The sequence below is a fragment of the Brevibacillus centrosporus genome (genome assembly GCF_046622605.1).
In the GTDB taxonomy this organism is placed as follows: domain Bacteria; phylum Bacillota; class Bacilli; order Brevibacillales; family Brevibacillaceae; genus Brevibacillus; species Brevibacillus centrosporus.
Genome location: NZ_CP176856.1, coordinates 2,783,418 through 2,802,523, shown reverse-complemented (window position 1 = coordinate 2,802,523; position 19,106 = coordinate 2,783,418). Strand labels below are relative to the sequence as shown.

Here is a 19,106-nt window from a genome sequence, read left to right as displayed (position 1 = left end):
CTATTCCCCCTTCCCTGCGGATTTGTTCTGCTTATTCCCAAACCTGCGATCCAGCGAGCGGTCCAGCATATTCAAACGAATACTGTGAACGATGAGGGCCGCGATCGCGGTAGGAATCGCCCACATGGCCATCTGGAGTGGATCGGACGGAATGTTGTTCTGGTCGAAAAAGCCTTTCATGAGCAAGATGGCGCCAATCGCGATAAAGACATCTTCTCCGAAAAATACACCGATATTGTCTGCTGCTGCAGAGTGTGCACGGATATTTTGACGCACATCGTCGGGAAGATCTTTACCGTACTTGGCTTCTGCCGCCCCTTCCGCCATCGGTGCTACCAACGGCCGAACCATTTGCGCATGTCCACCTATAGACGTCAGTCCGAATACGGCTGCTACTTCGCGAATAAAGAAATACACGTTGATGATTCTGCCCGCTGTCGCCGCCTTGATCTTGGCCACAACCGACTCAGCTTGCTCACGAAGGCCATAGCGCTCCAGCAAACCGATGACTGGCAGCGTAGCGATAAAAATCGCCATGTACCGGTTGGTGGTAAAGGCTTTTCCAAACTGCTCAATGATGTCAAAAAGAGATTGCTGGGCCACAAGCCCTGTGACAAGACCTGCTACCGTAACTACCAAAAGTGGATTTAACCGTACAATGAAGCCAATGATAACAATCGCAACGCCAATCAGAACCATACTAAAACTCCCTTCAAACGATGGTGGATGTGGTTTTTCCTACAAGGGTCTGGTGCGTTGAAGACCGATCCGAGTCACGCCGTCTGCCCATTTTTCCTGGCAAACACGAACTTCGATGGGCCGATCTTTCATCCAGTCAACGATCGCCTGGTGCACAACATGATGAGCATGTCGGCATGCGGCTAGCTCTTTCCCATAGACCGTTTCGTCATTCACCTCTGTCATCAAATCGGCGGTAACCCATTCCGGGAACCTTTCGATTAGATCATGCGAGCTGCGATTGATCGGGCTGTCCCGTGTATAGGCAATGCTTCCATTGGACAATTCAATCGGGAAATGCACTTTGTCAAAATCATTGCCCCATAGCCTGTAGGTCTGCAGCCAGCTCTTGTTGTCCGCGGCTATTTCCTGATCTTCATCGAGCCTTTTTGTCAGATACGAACGAAGGGATTCATAAGCGATTCGCTGTTCATGGGTAGCTTCTGTCAACTCCCGCCAGATCGTGTACATACGCGCACTCGGAATCCAATACGAGACCGGAAAACGCGGCGGACTGTTGTATCCGCTAAATGGCTGAATCCACTCATGAGATGGAATCCCGTGATCATCCAATACGATGTCCGGAGCCCATCGCTCCCACACTTTCGGGTAGACACGGCTTTCGCCAAAAGAGACGCCTTCCTGGAAGCGATACTTGGCAAATTCGAGCCCGCACGCGTTATAACGCGCGGCATGCAGCTTCCAGCATGGGCTTTCTTTCGCCATCTCTGCATGCAAAGCAGCTCCATCCACATTTTCCAATGGGACGATCACCAGATTGACCGATTCGAGCAGCGCGGGCTCAACCGAGAGCTTCTCGATCATTTGCAGAGCAGCATTTGTGCTCGACACTTCATTCGCATGATGTCTCGCATTGATAAAAAAGGTTGGCTTATACAGCCCGTGCTTCTCGAGGCGAGAGGATGACTTGGCAGCTTTCCCCTTAGCGAACAGCTCGACCAGCCAAATCCAGCTTCCGTTCAAAGAAAAGTCAATCGGAGTCACACTGCCGGGGATGTGTCCTACTCTCTCGTCTAGCCAGCCTTGCACATCTTCGTTGACGAAAACGTCCTCCCAGATAGATTTCTTCTCTTGCAGATTCGGTGCGTTCTGTAGGATAGGCTGCGCAGAATATGCTGCTGCAGCGAGCCATTCCCCACATTCCTTTTCCAAACGAGGCTCGCCAACTCCCTCAAACGAAAACGCCAAACGGCCATCAGCTGAAGTTTGCTCCGTGATTCGCGCCTCCGCAAAAAGCTCAGGAGCGGGGGGATGGATTACCTCTCGTTGCTGCTCATGATTGGTATACCAGACCCAGTGTTCGGAAGGAAACGCATAAAGCGCTACGCTTGCCCATGGCTTCGCTCCTGATTCTACGTGCATGAATGGGAGAATGCCTCCAGGTGCGTCCCATTCCGGATCCCCTACTCTTTTTCCATGATCGTGCATGGCATGCAGCGTATAGAAGTAAATGTCCTCGTGCAAGGCTTCCAATACAGAGCTGTTCTCTTCTAAATGCGGCAATTTCTTCTCTACTGCATCCATCCCTACGTGGCATTCAAGCCTGGAAAACTTAGGAACACCCGGGTTGCTTCCTACCTGTTCCAAGACTTGCGGGAGGACAGAATCTTGATACCATTTCCAGAAACGATACGGGTTGGTAGGAAAAGACTTGCTAGCGATTTCGTTGCCTGTCGCTCCTTCGTAAATACGAATTCCTGCGAAAGGGATCATTACGTTCCCCTTCTTTGGTTGTCCAGGCATGTAAGGCAGGCTTTCCACCCAGCCTTCCCATCGCCACGCCTTTATCTCACGCCCACTCTGGTCAAAGGCAGCCACACTAAACATCGTGGCCGCTGCATCCTCCATCAGCTTCAACGAGATTTGCTCCAGGGAGAGATCCATTGCGTTCGCCAAAATCGAATCAAACGGATACAGCTCCTGCAAAAAACGATGAACCAGATCCAGATGTTTTTCGCTAGGCTGGAATGCGCGTGCTTGAAGCTCGACACGATCGATCCCGGCAAGCTCTTGGATGTGTGGCAGAACTTCTTGCATCGCCCAGTTTAGCCCCGACTTGTTGGCATCTCTGTAAACAAAGCGCAAGAGCAGTCCCCATTGTTCGTGGATTTTGGACTGAAGCTGCTGTGACCACTCGTGAAAGGTCGGCTCACTGCAAGTGGTCGTGACTTCCAGCTCTAGCGACCCGACTGGATTTATACCCGCTTGCAGCTTTTCGATTTGCCCGAGCAAATACGCTTGAATCTCTTCCAGTTCACCAGCGTCTTTCCACTCCGCTGCCCATATTGGCTCTTCCTTTTCCATCTGGAGAGAAACTGATCTGTCCTTCTCTCTATCCCCCACATAGGTTTGCCACAATTCAACAGGCGAAAAGAGGTGCTCTGGTACGTGCAGGGTTTGTATTTCGTCAGCCTGATGAAGCGTAAACGCTTGCATTCCTAGCTGAGCACGTATCGCTACATCAGAACTGCTGCTTTTCAGCTGTGAAAATCGATGCCGCCATGTATCCTTCTTCCAGGAATCAAGAGGCTCCAATCCCTCGTCGAGAATATCCCGCGTAAAAGCGACGAGATGATCTGAGTGACTGATCAGTTTGAGTGAACGCTTTTGATTGCTCAGCTGAAGCTTCTGCTGGTTTTCCTTTTCTTCTACGGCAGTATCGATCTCCACGACAAAGCGCTCTGAAGCCGCTGTCTCTCCAAGAGTATGAGTCAAGGGGAAGCATACCGCTCCGGCTACCTGAGCGAGTCTTGCTCCCAGCTCAATAAATGCAACGGTTTCTTCCTGAGCGGCTCGGTTCACAGACAAGCTGACATCGAGTGTCGGGAGGAGCTCTCCCTCTTTTCTTTGATAGATTCCTTCTGTCGTAAAGAGGTTATGCAAGGAGTAAAAGGACGGCTGCCGTCTATTCTCTGGTCTAGCTTCTCTCGGGCCGCTCCCCTGCTTTGCTGCTAGCAGCACATGACCGTTTTGCAGGAGACTTTTGTAATCGAATGATTCGGCAACCAAAGCGCGCGCTGCATGAAGCGTCATCAGGGGTGACGTTCCCGTTACAACCAAAATCGTACCCTCTTCTTCTGGAATCACCTGTAGAATTCCATTTTCCTGCTGCTCGTTCTGGCGATAGGGCTCTAGCGCATGGATTCTGTCTCCCAGGATATCGGTCAGCCAGTTCCATTCATGGCCGAGAACGAGGTGGAAATGGCGCTGGTCCGCTGGCATCTCACCCGCCGAATGAGAGTCGAGTCGATCCTCTGCAAACAGATTCTCGTAAACAGGAAGCGGCAAATCGGGCAAATGAAGACCGATTCTCCCCGCCAGCTCGACCATGGCAGCTGATTCCCAGCTTGATCGCTGAGAAGGAACGGTCATCCGATTTCGGATTCCCTTTGGTGATGCATTGTCGTTCAGCGAAAAAAAGATGCCGTCATTGCTCCATATCGTGCTTGTACGCATATTTCACCATCCCACTTGACTCTGTTTTTCCGCAGTTCCGAATTTCGGAATGTTCATTTCATTTTTAATAGATTTATCATAAATACATAAAGCTTAAAAATCAACAGTGGATTTACAAGGTTCTGAAAAAATAATCATTTTTCGCTACCCTTGCTTTCAGAGCATTGCATCTGCAGCAAGGGGAATGCCCGTTCCATGCACTTAATGAATGTTTTTCTTCTTAAATCTTCCACCCGACACATCGTGAATATGACCAATAGCCAAAAAGGCGGTCGGGTCGATTTCCTCCACAATCGATTTTAATTTAGCTTCCTCCAATCGGGTAATCACACAAAAGATGACTTTTTTATCCTCGCCGGAATACCCGCCTTCTCCGCTCAAGTAGGTAATCCCTCGCCCTAACCGCGCACCAAGAGCGTCGCCTATCTCGTCGGGGCTGTCACTGATGATATAGACCGATCTTGACTGCTCAAGACCGACCATCGTCAGATCAATCATTTTGTAGGCAATATAATAGGCAATCAGGGAGTACATCGCCCGATCCCATCCGAAAATAAAGCCAGCACTGCCCAGTATGAAAATGTTAAAAAACATGACGACTTCGCCCACGGAAAACGGGCTTTTCTTGGTTAAAAGAATCGCGACGATCTCGGTGCCATCTAGTGAGCCTCCTGCCCGAATCACCAACCCTACCCCAAACCCCACGATAATGCCGCCAAAAACGGCCGAGAGAAGCAGGTCATGTGTCAAGCTCGGTACCGGCAGCAAAAGAAAGGTACCCACAGACATCACCGCGACCCCGAATAAGGTCGAGATGGCAAACGTTTTTCCGATTTGCTTATAGCCGATAATTAAAAATGGGAGATTTAAGAGAAATAAAAAGAGCCCCAGCTTCATGCCTGTCAAATGAGATAGCATAATGGAGAGTCCTGTCACCCCGCCATCGATAATGTTGTTGGGGACAAGGAAAATTTCCAGCCCGACTGATACGAGCAAAGCACCTACGAATATAATGAACGCTCTGGTGAGGATTCTTCTCTTTTTCGTTTTTTTATGCGTCGTACCGATTACAGTCCCTACCATTTGCACCATCCTTCCCCTTTCTCTATAACTTCATCATTCCCACCACGAGCAAAAAAAATAGCCAGCCCCTGCCAAGGGAGGCTGACTTCGAAAAATGACTTTACCTAGAAGATAGCTTTATGTGGCCTTCTTTCTACTCGCTTAACGCTCTATGAGAGTAATTTGAGGTAGAAAGGCATCGATATTCTCACGTGTGCAAAAACCTTCTGAAATCGCAGTCGAACAGCCTGCCGCAACAGCATAACGAAAGGCGTCCCTGATTTCCCACTGGTGTGAAACTCCATACAGGAACCCTGCAACTACCGAGTCCCCAGCACCTATTGAATTGACAGCCTGTTGTTTCGGGAACTGTGCGACCAGCTCCGTCTCCGGACTCACCAACACCGCTCCGTTCCCTCCCAGAGTCACAATCACATTGCTTGCCCCTATTTCCATCGCCTTTTTTGCATAATACACGGCTTCCTCGAAAGTCGTTACCTGCACTCCAAAAAGTTGTCCAAGCTCGTGCTGGTTGGGCTTGATTAAAAAAGGTCCCTCTGGCAGAGCCTGGGCAAGCGCCTTTCCTTTCGCATCGAGAATCACGTTTACACCTCGCGGACGCAGGCGTTGCATGATCGAGCCGTAGAAATCTGCGGGCATGCTTGCAGGGACACTCCCTGCGAGCACAAGCACATCATTACCCGTCAAAAGATCGAGCTGGCCTAGGAGCTGGCCTTGGGCTTCGCTTGGGATCGAGGGCGACACGCCACTTATGTCTGTTTCTGTCCCCGCCTTGATTTTGATATTGATTCGCGAATCTTCTGCAGTAGAAATGAGCTGGTGAACAATGCCTTCCCGCTCTAGCTCCTGTCGAATAAATGCCCCCGTAAAGCCGCCTGCAAAACCAAGAGCTACGCTCGGCAGCCCAAGATTTCGCAGCACTTTCGAGACGTTGATCCCTTTTCCACCTGCTGATTTCCACTCTTTTTGCGCTTCGTGAATGCTGCTTTGAGTCAATGTTTGAAGCCATACATGGTAGTCGATGGAAGCATTCAAGGTAACGGTATAAATCATGCGCTCACCACTTTTACGATTTTCTTTTCTTTCTATTTCTACATAGCGCAGCGGATCTCTTTCTTTTTGGGGGCAGCTGCACGATTCCCACAAAACCATGCATAGGACACCCTGCCAGTTGGGATAGCTCCACCCGCTTCTTCATATACATAAACCGTGATTTCTAGAACCGATCCTTTTTGGAAAGCGGTGGTGACTCTTGTCTCCCTATCCCTCTCTGGAAGAAGGGCTCATCGATCAGTTGTTCCTCACCTATGCGGGCTACAGTATTGGTACGGATGGAACGCCCCATTACCAATTTTGGGAGACGACTGATTTTCTCCCGCTCTTAACCTACGTGGATGCGCATACGGGCTGTGTGGACGGTACGATGTTTACCGACTTCCTGTTCCTTGCCCTTGGAATACTCAATGAGTCAGGCGAGGGGCGCTATTTGACCCGGAATGAAAAGTCTCCTGCCAATTGGACGGAGTGGGTCCGTTACCTAGATGAGCTGTTCTTGTGTGATCGGAATCTGGACGCACTTTGCCAGGCTGTCCATCGATCCGCCCTCTCTACGACAAATGTCTGGATTGCGCTCCCCTACCCGAATCCACAGGTTTTTACCAATGACCTTTTGCGCGTACAAACCGTCGTCGAATGGATCTGCCTGTTTCTCTCGAAGTGGGAGAGCAGCCCCCTGAAATGCTGTTTGCACCTGAAAGGTTTCTATTGGCTGCAGGAGAGCCTGTATGAACACGGAGGAGCTTTCGACGATCGCTTCGTCATTAAAGAGGTAAACCAACAGATTCACTCCCTCCAGGTGGACGGTTGTCAACTGAAGTCGATTTGGATTCCTTACCAGCTGGCACACGGTTGGAACGAATGGAGCTCTTTAGGTTTTGACCTCGCTTTTCTCCAGCCCAATGCTTATTTCAATCCACAACGGAGTATTTCAAAGGCTGCTGCCTCTGCTTACGAAAATGGCATGGGCTTCGAGATCGAGTTTGATCTGGCCGTCACGTATGATCAGGCAAAAAGAGAAAAGCTGCAGGAGTACTTACGGCTTGGAGCTACAGGTGGCACGGATGAGAATGGGAGATACTTCGGCCCCTATCAGTTTGAATCTCCACTTGCCTGGTATACGGGTGGCTGGTTTTTTGGCAAAAATGGAAGAAAGCAAGCCATGGTCAGCCTCTATCATTCGAACGATCCTCTTTATAACCAGATTTTTGCCTTTTTGAACGGATTTACGGATTGCTAGAGGTTCTTCCTTTTTCCATTCCCCGCTGTTTGGGTTATAATGGAGGGATGACACTTCGTGCGGAGGATCAAACCAGATGTTGCAAAGAGAACTGACACGGGAACAAGCAGTGCGGGCAGGTGAGCAGCTCCTCGTTTTTGCGGAAGGGCCGATCATAGAGCGTGGATACTCCTACTTTTCGGATGGCGTGGTATTCAACACCCGCGTCGAAAAGGAAACGCTATTGACCAGCGATGTACAAGGCACGCAGGTATACCATGTCGTACTGGATCTCGAGGATGTCCAGAACAGTACCTGTACCTGCCCGTACAGTCGGCTGTGCAAGCATATTGCAGCGACGTTCTTTCAGATGTATAGCGTTTTCGAAAATCCACGCCAATACCTGTCCCGTGCCCAACAGCCGCGACGAGCGAGATTTTCCCCTGCTATGCTCGTTCCTACCTTTCGAAATAGTAACCAGGTGACCGCTCAGGAAGGTACAGCAGCTGTGCAGTCCCCGCTGACGCCTGGCAGTCCTGTACGTGATTGGTGGACGTTTTTGGAAAGCTGGACACGCAACCTCCCCTCTGCGATGGAAACGTATCGGGCTTCCTCAGAGCTTATGTCCAGCTATCAAAATGTCCTGAGTGTCGCTGCTGGCTGGTCAACTGCCCGTGCGCAGCTATTTACGGTGCACGCCATCGTCTTTCACCTCCTGAAGCTGCAGGAGTTCGTCAAAACGAATCGGCAGTCGTACTGGTTCCAAGACTTATCCCAAACCGCTGAACGCTTGGTTGAGCAGCTGGAAGGCACTTTGTTTTACCTGGATGTGGAGGAGCTACACGCAAAGCATCGGGATTTACTGGAAGAGACCATGCAGATCGTCAAAAAAATGAAGAAAACGGAATCGACGGCTCTTTACTGGACCTTTGCCTACCAGCTTCTTTGGTGGCACCTGCTGCAGGTACCGGAATGGATACAAACGGAGGTCGAGGATCTAGAACGGCTGCTTCACCATACTTCGGCCACCCCATCCGAGCAGGAAATTTACAAGCTGCTGCGTGCTCATTTTTATGTCATGGCAGGCAAGGATGAAGCTGCCAAAGAGACATGGATTGCCAACAGTAGACTCACGCTTTCCTTTTATCTGCCCTATTTGAAAATGTTCGCTCGAAATGAGGATTGGCAGCGCTTTTTGACTTGGACGGATTGGCTGCAGTCCCTCATCGGCCAAGCGGATCCTCAGAACTACCAGCTCGTGATGGCCATCTGGCAGGAAGCGATGGAGCGCGTCGGTAGGGCGAGTGAGTGCGGAGAGAGTTTGAAGCTCTTTTTGCCTAGCAGCTTCCATGAGTATTCGTCCTACTTATTTGATCAACAGCAGTTTCGGCAGTGGATCGATTTGCAGATGTCCTATCACGTGCCATTGACAGAGGTTTTGGCAACTCCATTTAAAGAAGTGGAAGACAGGCAGCCTTCTCTGCTCTTCCCTCTGTATGTACGAGAAATCAATCGGCTGATCGGCGAACGAAACCGACCAGCCTATAAAGAGGCTATCAAGCTGTTAAAGAAGGCCAGAGCTGCCTTTAGCAAAGCGGATCAGGAAGCACGCTGGGTGCAATTTGTCGAGCAACTGTCTACGAAGCACAATCGTTTGCGCGCCTTCCAGGAGGAGCTAAGGAGAGGAAATCTGAACTTATGACCATCGTCACTACGCTGGTGCTCGCCGCAGAGATTATGGCAGACGGGCGTTTTTTGATCACTGGATCTGGACCACACGGAGAACGAATCGACCCCGAGACACTCGGAAGTACCTTGTTTGCTTGGGATGAGAAATCGTTCTACGGAACCTTTCTGGAAAAAAACGAGTACGGCTTGCTCCTGAGTCCGTCCGAAGCCCTGTCCTTTTTTGCCTCTCCTGCCTGGCTGCAGCACATGACCTATGAACTCGATCATACGTTTACGTCTTATCAGGAAATGGCGCGTGTCATTCAGCAAGCACTTGCTGCTGGTGCCATCTCCCCTGATTTTGAGCAATGGAAGATGGGCCGCTACGGATGGAAAATGACCGATGCTCCCGAAGACATTTCAGGACTTTGCCGGAATTGGCTGACACTTGCCCTGGAAGAAGCGCTTCTATCACGGGGTGAGGTCGGACTCGCCTGGGATCAATTATTGACTCAGTTTCCGGCGCTTATGGTCATGGGCAGTGATCTTTCGCCACATTTGGAAGAAAAGGAATGGCTGCAATCCATCGGCTGGCTCCCGGATCTGACTCCTTTTCGTACATGTCTGCGCTTGGTGGAGGCCGAGGACAGCTTTTCGGACTGGCAGCTCTCCGTCTATCTGCAGGACCGCGAAGAACCGGACCGCCTGTTCTTAATCGAACGGGATCTTGATGCTCCACATGGCTATTCTCGCGCGGATATCCCTGAGGAATGGGTCGAGCACTGGGAGAGGTTCCTGCACGATCTTCACAAATGCCAGGAGATATTGCCTTGGGAGACACCCTCCAGTGCGGAGCCCCTCTTGCTTTCTCGCCTCTCCAATGAGCAAGCATGGATTTTTTTGACCGCCAGCAGCTTGCTGCTTGTGCAAGCAGGCATTCATGTCTTCTTGCCTGCATGGTGGGAACAGGCGCGCAGGGTCAGACCAAAGCTGAAAGCCAAGGTCACCTCCTCAGTCGGGGCGAGCAGACAATCGTTTTTAGGAATTTCGCAAGTGATGGAATTCGAGTGGAAGCTCGCCTTAGGTCCGATCGAGCTGAGTGAAGAAGAGTTTGAGCAGCTGATCAAGCAGAAGCAGCGGCTGCTCAAAATACGCGGACATTGGGTGCAGCTCACCCCGGATCTCTTTTTGCAGCTGCAAGAAACCTTAAAGAAATCAAAAGGCAAGAATGCCCTGACGTTTCGCGATGTCATGAAAATGCATCTGACTGCCCCCGAGGAGCAGGAAGACGATTTGCTCGATGATGACGAGCTAGACGCCTATTCGCTGACGATGGAAGTCGAGTTGAATCAGCACTTGCTGCAGCTCATGCACCAGCTGCAAGAGACGAAGCAAATTCCGATCCTCGAGCAACCGTCCACCTTCCGCGGCACACTGCGCAAATACCAGCTGGAAGGCAGCTCCTGGCTGCTTTTCCTGCGCCGCTTCGGACTAGGCGCTTGTTTGGCGGACGACATGGGGTTGGGGAAAACCGTACAGTTTATTACCTATTTGCTGCAGCTAAAGCAAAATGGCGTATCGGACACCCCTTCCCTCTTGATCTGTCCGACTTCGGTCATCGGCAACTGGCAAAAAGAGCTGGAGCGTTTTGCCCCTTCCCTGAAGGTCTTTGTCCATTACGGCAACAACCGTCTGAAAAAGGAAGACTTCTTGCCTGCTATTGAAGGGGCAGATCTGGTCATCACCTCCTATGCCTTGTCCCATCTGGATGACAAAGAGCTCTCCTCCATCACCTGGAATGCCATTTGTCTGGATGAGGCCCAAAACATCAAAAATGCATATACCAAGCAAGCATCGGCTGTACGTGATTTGCAGGCTTGGCATCGGATTGCTTTGACAGGCACCCCTATCGAAAACCGTTTGAGCGAGCTGTGGTCCATTTTTGACTTCCTAAACCCCGGGTATTTGGGGAGCTTGGGTGACTTCGCCCGGCGATACGTACACCCAATCGAGAGGGACCAGGATCAGAGCCTGATACAGCAAGTTCAACGACTGATTCAGCCCTTTTTGCTCCGCCGGGTGAAAACCGACCCTAGCATTCAGCTGGATCTGCCAGAAAAGAACGAGGGGAAAGAGTACGTCCCTCTCACTGCAGAACAAGGGGCGCTTTATGAAACAGCCATCCAGGAGATGTTTGCCCGGATGGAAAATACGAGTCCGATGGAGCGGCGCGGGCTCATCCTCACGACTCTCTCCCGGCTGAAGCAGCTTTGTGATCACCCTGCTCTCATCCTCAACGAAATCGCGACGAGTGAGGAAGCGAGCCGTTCCCATAAGCTAGAGCGGCTCCTGGAGCTAGTCGGGGATATCCGGCAAAAGGGCGAGCGCTGCCTGATCTTTACGCAATATATCGAGATGGGCAACATGCTGCAGCGTGTGCTGACTCGAGAGGGCTATGGTCCTGTCTTCTTTTTGAATGGATCAACCAAAAAGGAAATGCGGGACGACATGATCGCACGCTTCCAAAATGAAGCGTTGCCTGATCAAGAGCGCGGCGCCATCTTCATCCTCTCTTTGCGTGCAGGAGGAACCGGTCTGAACTTGACCGAAGCCAACCATGTCATTCACTACGACCGGTGGTGGAATCCTGCCGTCGAGAACCAGGCAACCGACCGTGCCCATCGAATCGGCCAACGACGAAATGTGCAAGTGTATAAATTCATTTCGCTCGGAACCATCGAGGAGCGCATCGATGAGATGATGGAAAGAAAGCTCTCCCTTAGTCAACAAATCGTCGGTTCAGGCGAATCCTGGATCACGGAGCTGTCGACCTCAGAGCTTCGCGAGCTGTTTGCGCTGCGCCATGAATGGCTCGATATGAAAGGATAGAGACGCGTATGGAAGACCAAAAAGACAAAAAAGGGGTGCCTCCATCCAAATTGGACTCCCCCAAGCAGCCACCCAAATTACCGGACGCTTGGCAACGTCTGCTCGATGCCGTCCGAAAGCACTACGAATCTCCCCCTCATTCATAAGTTAGAAAACGGGCTCCGCCAAGCTTTGTGGCGGAGCCTTATTGTACAGAGAAGGTCCGATCAAGTGACTGATCGGACCTTCTCTATGGGAAAAACGACCTCTACTGTCGTTCCTTTTTGCGGATCGCTGGAAAAGTGGACATAGCCTTGGTGATACTCAATAATTTTATAACTCACCATAAGTCCGAGGCCAATGCCCTTTTCCTTTGTGCTGTAGAATGGCTCCCCTAACCTGTTCAGACGATCTTGACTCATCCCGCAGCCTTCATCGACAATACGGATTTTCACTTTGTCACTGCCCTCGTTGAACATGCCGACCTGAATGGTTCCTCCACCCGGCATCGCATCCATGGCATTGGTCAGCAGATTGAGAAAGAGCTGCCGAATTTGACCGGGATTACAGCGTATTTTTGACGACTCCCCATCCAAGTCGAGTTTCAAATCATAAAGAACCGTTGCCTCCTGAAGCTGCCCTACGACACTCACGAGTATCGTGCTGAGTTCCACTTGCTCCTCTAACAGGCAGCGCTGCCCCGATAAAAACACAAATTCACGCAAAGTGTTTTCCAGCTGTTGAAACTCCGCAAGAATAATATCAAAATACTCCTTTTTTCCGCGATCTTGCTTGAGAAGCTGGACAAACCCCTTGATGGAAGTAACAGGATTCCGAATCTCATGGGCGACCCCAGCTGCCAGCTGGCCTACTGCAGCGAGCTTGTCAATCTTGTGCAAAAACTCCTCTGCATGTACTTGAGCGGTAATATTGCGAATCAGGAAGATCATTTGCTGAACCTCCCCCTGACAATCGAAAACAGGAGAACCTTTGGCTTCGAGAATCAGCTTACTGCCATTTCGATGCTTGCCTGAGAAAACAAGCTGCTGCGGCAATTTCCATTTAATCATTTCCTCTACATGCTTCAGGACCCGCTCTCTTTCGTCCGGTAAAATAAAGGTGAGCATGTGCTTGTCATGCACTTCCTCCGGGGATATACCCAATATCGAGGAAACGGAAGGAGAGGTATAGGTAACCATGCCTCTTTGATCGAGTACCACGATCATATCCGAAACGTTTTCCGCGATCACACGATATTTGGCTTCACTCTCTCGCATTTTTGCTTCCGCTCTTTTTAAATCCGTAATATCGACACAGGAAGCAATGACTTCTTTGACTGCACCATTTTGAAAGATGGGACGCAGCGCCGCCAAATAATAAACTCCATTCGTCAGACCCTCGTAGTTGATATTCTCTTCGCCACTCCATGCGCGCTCATAATAACGCGTTTTTCTCTCGGCCTCGAGAGCCGGCAAAAACTCCTTCAACTCTTTGCCCACGACTTGTTCGGACATAAGTCCAGCACGATGCATCAGCTCGCCTTCACAGAGCGTGTGGATGAACTTATCGCCTATTTTCCGAAATGTAAAAATCATGCCCTGCTGATTTTTCAAAAGATTGCCTAGTTCGCAGCGCGTGTGGATGGCTCTCCATGGCTCATGCGCGGCTTCATTTGACCGTAAGCCGTTTCCATGCTTATCCACAATCTCTTGAGCAAGGGCCATATTCATTAAGAGTTCTTGGGCAGCGACTGGCCTCGCGATGAAAAACCCTTGTGCTGCGTCACACATGTGCTTTTGCAAAAAATGCAGCTGCTCTTTTGACTCTACACCCTCTGCGACAACTTGAAGGCGTAAACTTTTCGCCATGCCAATAATGGCTGTGAGCACCATTTCTTCTGCCTGATCCTGCACAAAGGATTGATCGATTTTGAGCTTGTCGACCGGAAACCGCTTGAGCTGGGAGAGCGAACTATAGCCACGTCCAAAGTCATCGATGCTGATCGTCACACCTATACGCTTCAGCTGAAGCAGTATTTCCAGAGCTTGCTCGGCATCGAACGCCATATCCTCTGTCAGTTCCAGCTCCAGCCATCTCGGTTCTAGTCCGCTAGCTTCTAGCACACGCTCTACGACCGTTACCAGATCATCGTGAACGAGGGAGAGCAGTGACAGATTGACAGAAACAGGGAACGGGGAAATGCCGGACTCCTGCCATTTTTTATTTTGCATACAAACTCGCTGTATGGCCCACTCTTGAATAGAGAAAAGAGTACTTGCCTGTTGGACACCTGAAAGAAACTCTCTCGCTACCAGTAAACCCCTTCTGGGATGGTTCCAGCGCAGAAAAGCCTCTGCCCCGACGATTTTTCCCGTTCTCAAGTCGATGACAGGCTGATAATGAAGCAGGAATTCCTGCCTTTCCAGAGCAAGGATGAGTTCGCTATCGTAGTCATCTGCGACACACCTTTCGTCCCTTTGCTGCCAAATCTGCAAATTGGAACACTCCCTTCCTCTGATACATGCCCTACAGCACGTATGCCCCCGGAATTTTGTTTGCTGGTATTCATTTTTGGGAATTTTTATAATCTTCCTTTACTTTACTGGAAGAATATATCTTCTGTCTAGTTCCATGGTCGCAGTGGTGAGAAAACTTGTGTGGGGCAAGCCTCTCCCCAAGGGGGACATGTCTCGCATTCGCTGTCTTTAGGCGAATAGGATCATTTCTGCATAAAAAAACGGCTCGATTCGACGTCGAGCCTTTGCTTTGATCCTTCTATCCTGTTTAGCTGGTGAATGCGGTGCGAGATTGTTCGAGATAGGTTCCAAACTGGGCTTGATACAGCCTGCTGTATACCCCTTCCTGATCTAGCAGCTGTTCGTGGCTGCCCTGCTCCGTAATCCCTTCTTCTGTCACAACCATGATGCGATCCGCGGTTTTGATTGTGGCCAAACGGTGCGCGATCACCAATGTCGTTCTTCCTTTTGACAATTCCGCCAGCGATTGCTGGATTGCCGCTTCCGTCTCGGTATCCAGAGCAGATGTCGCTTCATCCAGAATTAAGATCGTCGGGTTTTTCAAAAACATGCGTGCAATCGCCAGCCTTTGTTTTTGACCGCCAGACAGCTTGACTCCGCGCTCTCCGATAATCGTCTCCATCCCATCCTGCTGCGCGCGGATAAACTCATCGAGCTTGGCACGTCTGGCTGCTTCCCAAATTTCTTCCTCTGTTGCCGTTTGGTTCCCATAGATGATATTTTCCCGAATCGATCCAGAGAACAGGAATACATCCTGTTGAACGATCCCGATCTGACTGCGCAGTGACGACAGTTTGATCTTGCGAATATCAATACCATCGATGGTGATGCTACCGCCGTCAATTTCATAGAAACGCGGGAGCAAGCTGCACAATGTGGTTTTCCCCGCTCCAGAAGGTCCTACAAAAGCAATCGTTTCCCCTGCCCGAATGTTCAAGTCGATGTTGCGTAAGATACTTGACTCCTGATCATAGCTGAAGGATACGCCTTTGTATTGGATGTCCCCTCTTAGCTTCTCTACCGCAATCGCATCCGGTGCATCTGTAATATCCGGCTCCGTTTCCATAATCTCGATGTACCGTCGAAACCCTGCAATTCCTTTTGGATAGCTTTCAATGATAGCATTAATTTTTTCCATCGGACGGAAAAACACGTTGGTCAGCAGCAGGAAAGCGACGAATTCCCCGTAGGTCAGCTGATTTTGCAAGACAAACCAGCTTCCGCAGATTAAGACGAATAGCGTGACCAGCCTCATCATCATATAGCTGACTGAGGAATTTTGCGCCATAATTTTGTAAGAGAGCAGCTTCGTCAAACGGAAGCGCAAATTGTTCTCGGCAAAGCGCCCATTTTCAAAAGCCTCGTTGGCAAATGCTTGGACAACGCGTATCCCGCCTACATTGTCTTCTACGCGTGCATTAAAGTCTGCCATGTCTCCATACATGCGGTGAAAAGCAGTCGTCATTTTCCGGTTAAAGTGGATGACGAGCCAAATCATGATCGGAATCACCAAGAACGTCATGATCGCCATTTCTTCGTTGATGCTAAACATCAGGAAGAATGCCCCCACCAACGTCATGATGGCAATAAACAAGTCTTCCGGCCCATGGTGCGCCACTTCTCCGATCTCCATCAAGTCGTTGGTCAATCGGGAAAGCAGATGCCCTGTTTTGGTATTATCAAAGAAACGGAACGAGAGCTTTTGAATATGATCGTACAATTTTTTTCGCATGTCCGTTTCGATGTTGATTCCCAGCATGTGTCCCCAATAGGTAACTACATAGTTCATGGCTGCATTGAGTATGTACATGATCAGCAGTCCGAAGCAAGCCCACAGGATCAGCGGCCAGTCTTTGCTGGGCAGCAGCTTGTCTACGACCATATTTACCGCGACAGGAAAGCCCAATTCGAGCATCGCAGCTAGGATGGCGCATGAAAAATCAAGTAGGAACAATCCCTTATAGGGTTGATAATAGGAAAAAAAACGGCGAAGCATGCAAGCAACTCCTCTCTCTTTCAGGCATTTCTCCAATCGAAGCACCTTTGATAATCATTTTCATTATATAGCAAGCTCGCGCAATATCGACCCTTTTCTTGGAATCCCTTTCCTAATTTCCCTTCAGAGGCACACGTCGGAAGAAGATGGGAGTGCGCATAAAAAAGGCAAAGACCACAAGGAAGTCTTTGCCCCCGAATTTATCTACCTTTTTTCCGTTTTTTATAAGCTCTCGCCAGTCTTCGGATATTGTGAAAATGCGATTTGTCCTTTAATTTCAAGAACAGGACATGGGATGGCACCTCGTGGTTGACCTCAATCAAATAGATCCGACCGGTTTTGTCTACCGCAAAATCAATTCCCAGCTCGGAGCGCCTTTTGAAGCGATCGAAATATCGGCTGATTTGATAGCCTAGCTGCACGAGCCTTCGTTTGACCTCTGCTGTTTTCGCCTGGGATAGAGACGGTGCTAATGCCGCTGCGACTGGCAAAGCATAGCCTCCTCCACGACGTACATTTGAGATGATGCTGCCTTTACCTGCGACCTTCGCGAGCATCGCTGCATACTCCCAGCTTCCCGTGGCGTTGCGCATCATCATGACGCGGATGTCAAAGCGCCGTCCGTTTACTTTCGCCAGAGGAATGGTCTTTTGAATGATATGGCGCCCTTTTCCATTGGATTTTCGAATCTTTTTGTACAGCCCCTCCACGGAACTGCTCTCCCTTTTCTTGCCTTTCACTTTTACGAAAGAGTACCTGCCATTCTTTTTCCATGCACGGATGATCCCCGTCCCCGTATGTTCCGCGTCCGGTTTGATGTATACCGAGGAATAGCGCCGTAAATATGCGGACAACGTCTTTCGTGACAGGACTGCCGTGGGTGGAAGATACCTTCTTAAGCTGGAAGAACGAGAATAAAACTTGTGAAGCGCCCACTTGGATGAGTTGTACGGCATCGAATGACCCCTTTCTCCGCTCCTGAATGAACCACCCTTCTGCTAGACAATATATCCATCCACATCTACAGTGGAACGGCAGCAACCCGATGCCGGGACACATGCCTGCGCCGTATTTTGCTCTGCGTTTATGGCTAAAGAAAAGACCCCCAGGCCACAGGCAGGAGTCAATCCCGACGGCCGTAAGGGTCCCTTTTCTATCTGCTTGTCTTATTTCTTCCCGTGCAAATCCTGATAGGCTGGAACGCCGCCTGCTCCTTTTGCGGACAAGATTGCATTCACGACCGCTTCTGCCAGCACTTCCACGCTGAGTGCTCCGACCAGATTGACCGAGGCATCCACACCGCCTGTAGCGACAGCAAACACGGTATCCCCATCACTCATCGTATGTACGGGATTGATCGTTTTCGCCAGTCCATTATGTGCCATTTGCGCGATTTTGTTCGCTTGGACTTTATTTAAATTCGCATTGCTCGCGACAACCGCGATCGTCGTATTGGTTCCAGACGGCACTGGGGGGGTGCTGGCGTCAATCATCCAAGCCAAGCTATCCCGCAAGCTTCCATCATCGTCACGAACACCTGCCAATATCTCGCCAGTTAACGGAGAACGCACCTCGCCCACAGCATTGACAGCGACAATGGCACCGACGACCAGCCCGTTTGGCAACCGGCGGGAGGCTGAGCCTAGTCCGCCTTTCATCGCTCGTTTCATTCCTGCCATTTTCCCTACCGTGGCTCCCGTACCCGCTCCCACATTTCCTTGCTCGACCGGTTGTTTACTTGCCAGCTTTGCTGCCTCGTACCCCATTTGCTGGTCGGGACGGACCTTGGAGCTTCCGATCGACAGGTCAAAAATGACGGCAGCCGGAACGATCGGGACTACTCCCACTCCTACGTTGTAGCCTTGTCCGATCTCCTCCAGATAGCGCATCACACCGCTCGCCGCGTCCAAGCCGTATGCACTTCCGCCAGTCAAGACAACGGCGTTGACCTCCTGCACCGAATTGATCGGATTGAGCAGATCTGTCTCTCGGGTTCCCGGCGCTGAACCACGTACATCGACTCCACACGCGGACCCTTTTTCCAGGACGACGACTGTACAACCTGTCAATGCCTGCTCGTCCGATACTTGGCCGACCCTCACGCCTGGTACATCGACAATGCTGCCCTCAGACGCCTTTACTCCCTCTGCAGGCTTTTTTTCCTCAGCCATTGCGGACATCGTCAGTAAAGATCCGGGAACAGCCGCTGCCAAACCTAGCATCGCCGTCCTTTGCAAAAACTTGCGTCGTGAAACACTTTCCTTGATCTGCTCCTTTTGTCTCTCTTCCCTTTTTGAAATCGAAGCATCCCAATCATTCGCCATGTCGTACCCACCTTTTCCTAGATTTGGAGGACCGCCCACAGTTGTTTGAAAGTTCTGTCTGTTTCTTTATCATAGCGCGCATTAAGCACGGTCACAATCACCGTGGAGCTTTTGAGCGGAAAGATGCAGTGCTTTTTGCC

The 19,106-nt window shown here is 50.4% G+C and carries 11 protein-coding genes; 3 read left to right on the top strand and 8 right to left on the bottom strand.

The window, feature by feature from the left end:
- The 4 genes from ACLIN2_RS14385 to pfkB form a co-directional block, all read right to left on the bottom strand.
- Positions 1–699 (bottom strand): DUF969 domain-containing protein, encoded by a 699-nt coding sequence (locus ACLIN2_RS14385; RefSeq protein ID WP_092270275.1) that lies wholly within the window; start codon positions 697–699, stop codon positions 1–3.
- Positions 700–738: 39 nt separating this feature from the next.
- Positions 739–4,215: a M14 family metallopeptidase gene (locus ACLIN2_RS14380; RefSeq protein ID WP_411504378.1), complete on the bottom strand. Its 3,477-nt coding sequence runs from the start codon at positions 4,213–4,215 to the stop codon at positions 739–741.
- A gap of 201 nt (positions 4,216–4,416) precedes the next feature.
- A complete protein-coding gene (locus tag ACLIN2_RS14375; protein ID WP_411504377.1) occupies positions 4,417–5,298 on the bottom strand; it encodes a YitT family protein in 882 nt (293 codons plus the stop codon).
- 141 nt (positions 5,299–5,439) lie between these two features.
- Entirely contained in the window at positions 5,440–6,450 is a 1,011-nt protein-coding gene (gene pfkB / locus ACLIN2_RS14370; RefSeq protein WP_411504376.1) for a 1-phosphofructokinase, read from the bottom strand.
- Between the two features lie 100 nt (positions 6,451–6,550).
- Between pfkB and ACLIN2_RS14365 the strand changes: the two genes are divergently transcribed.
- The 3 genes from ACLIN2_RS14365 (at position 6,551) to ACLIN2_RS14355 (ending at position 12,130) form a co-directional block, all read left to right on the top strand.
- Positions 6,551–7,594 carry a DUF4855 domain-containing protein gene (locus tag ACLIN2_RS14365; protein WP_411504375.1) on the top strand — a complete coding sequence of 348 codons (1,044 nt, stop codon included), beginning with the start codon at positions 6,551–6,553 and terminating at the stop codon, positions 7,592–7,594.
- A gap of 76 nt (positions 7,595–7,670) precedes the next feature.
- Positions 7,671–9,275 (top strand): SWIM zinc finger family protein, encoded by a 1,605-nt coding sequence (locus ACLIN2_RS14360; RefSeq protein WP_411504374.1) that lies wholly within the window; start codon positions 7,671–7,673, stop codon positions 9,273–9,275.
- Entirely contained in the window at positions 9,272–12,130 is a 2,859-nt protein-coding gene (locus ACLIN2_RS14355; protein ID WP_411504373.1) for a DEAD/DEAH box helicase, read from the top strand. Before ACLIN2_RS14360 ends, ACLIN2_RS14355 begins: the two co-directional genes overlap by 4 nt.
- Positions 12,131–12,336: 206 nt before the next feature.
- Here ACLIN2_RS14355 and ACLIN2_RS14350 read toward each other — a convergent pair whose 3' ends face one another.
- The 4 genes from ACLIN2_RS14350 to ACLIN2_RS14335 form a co-directional block, all read right to left on the bottom strand.
- The gene (locus ACLIN2_RS14350) at positions 12,337–14,604 is read right to left on the bottom strand and encodes an EAL domain-containing protein (protein WP_411504372.1); all 2,268 of its coding nucleotides are present in this window, start codon (positions 14,602–14,604) and stop codon (positions 12,337–12,339) included.
- 289 nt (positions 14,605–14,893) lie between these two features.
- Positions 14,894–16,642, bottom strand: coding sequence for an ABC transporter ATP-binding protein (locus tag ACLIN2_RS14345; RefSeq protein WP_411504371.1), 1,749 nt, complete (start codon positions 16,640–16,642; stop codon positions 14,894–14,896).
- Between the two features lie 200 nt (positions 16,643–16,842).
- Positions 16,843–17,598, bottom strand: a complete 756-nt coding sequence (locus ACLIN2_RS14340; protein WP_411504370.1) for a YheC/YheD family protein — start codon at positions 17,596–17,598, stop codon at positions 16,843–16,845.
- A 210-nt stretch (positions 17,599–17,808) separates the two neighbouring features.
- Positions 17,809–18,966 carry a P1 family peptidase gene (locus tag ACLIN2_RS14335; protein ID WP_411504369.1) on the bottom strand — a complete coding sequence of 386 codons (1,158 nt, stop codon included), beginning with the start codon at positions 18,964–18,966 and terminating at the stop codon, positions 17,809–17,811.
- Positions 18,967–19,106: the final 140 nt, after the last annotated feature.

Coding starts and splice junctions, on each gene's coding strand:
- ACLIN2_RS14385 (WP_092270275.1), bottom strand. CDS start 699: ATGGTTCTGATTGGCGTTGCGATTGTTATCATTGGCTTCATTGTACGG.
- ACLIN2_RS14380 (WP_411504378.1), bottom strand. CDS start 4,215: ATGCGTACAAGCACGATATGGAGCAATGACGGCATCTTTTTTTCGCTG.
- ACLIN2_RS14375 (WP_411504377.1), bottom strand. CDS start 5,298: ATGGTAGGGACTGTAATCGGTACGACGCATAAAAAAACGAAAAAGAGA.
- pfkB (WP_411504376.1), bottom strand. CDS start 6,450: ATGGTTTTGTGGGAATCGTGCAGCTGCCCCCAAAAAGAAAGAGATCCG.
- ACLIN2_RS14360 (WP_411504374.1), top strand. CDS start 7,671: ATGTTGCAAAGAGAACTGACACGGGAACAAGCAGTGCGGGCAGGTGAG.
- ACLIN2_RS14355 (WP_411504373.1), top strand. CDS start 9,272: ATGACCATCGTCACTACGCTGGTGCTCGCCGCAGAGATTATGGCAGAC.
- ACLIN2_RS14345 (WP_411504371.1), bottom strand. CDS start 16,642: ATGCTTCGCCGTTTTTTTTCCTATTATCAACCCTATAAGGGATTGTTC.
- ACLIN2_RS14340 (WP_411504370.1), bottom strand. CDS start 17,598: ATGCCGTACAACTCATCCAAGTGGGCGCTTCACAAGTTTTATTCTCGT.
- ACLIN2_RS14335 (WP_411504369.1), bottom strand. CDS start 18,966: ATGGCGAATGATTGGGATGCTTCGATTTCAAAAAGGGAAGAGAGACAA.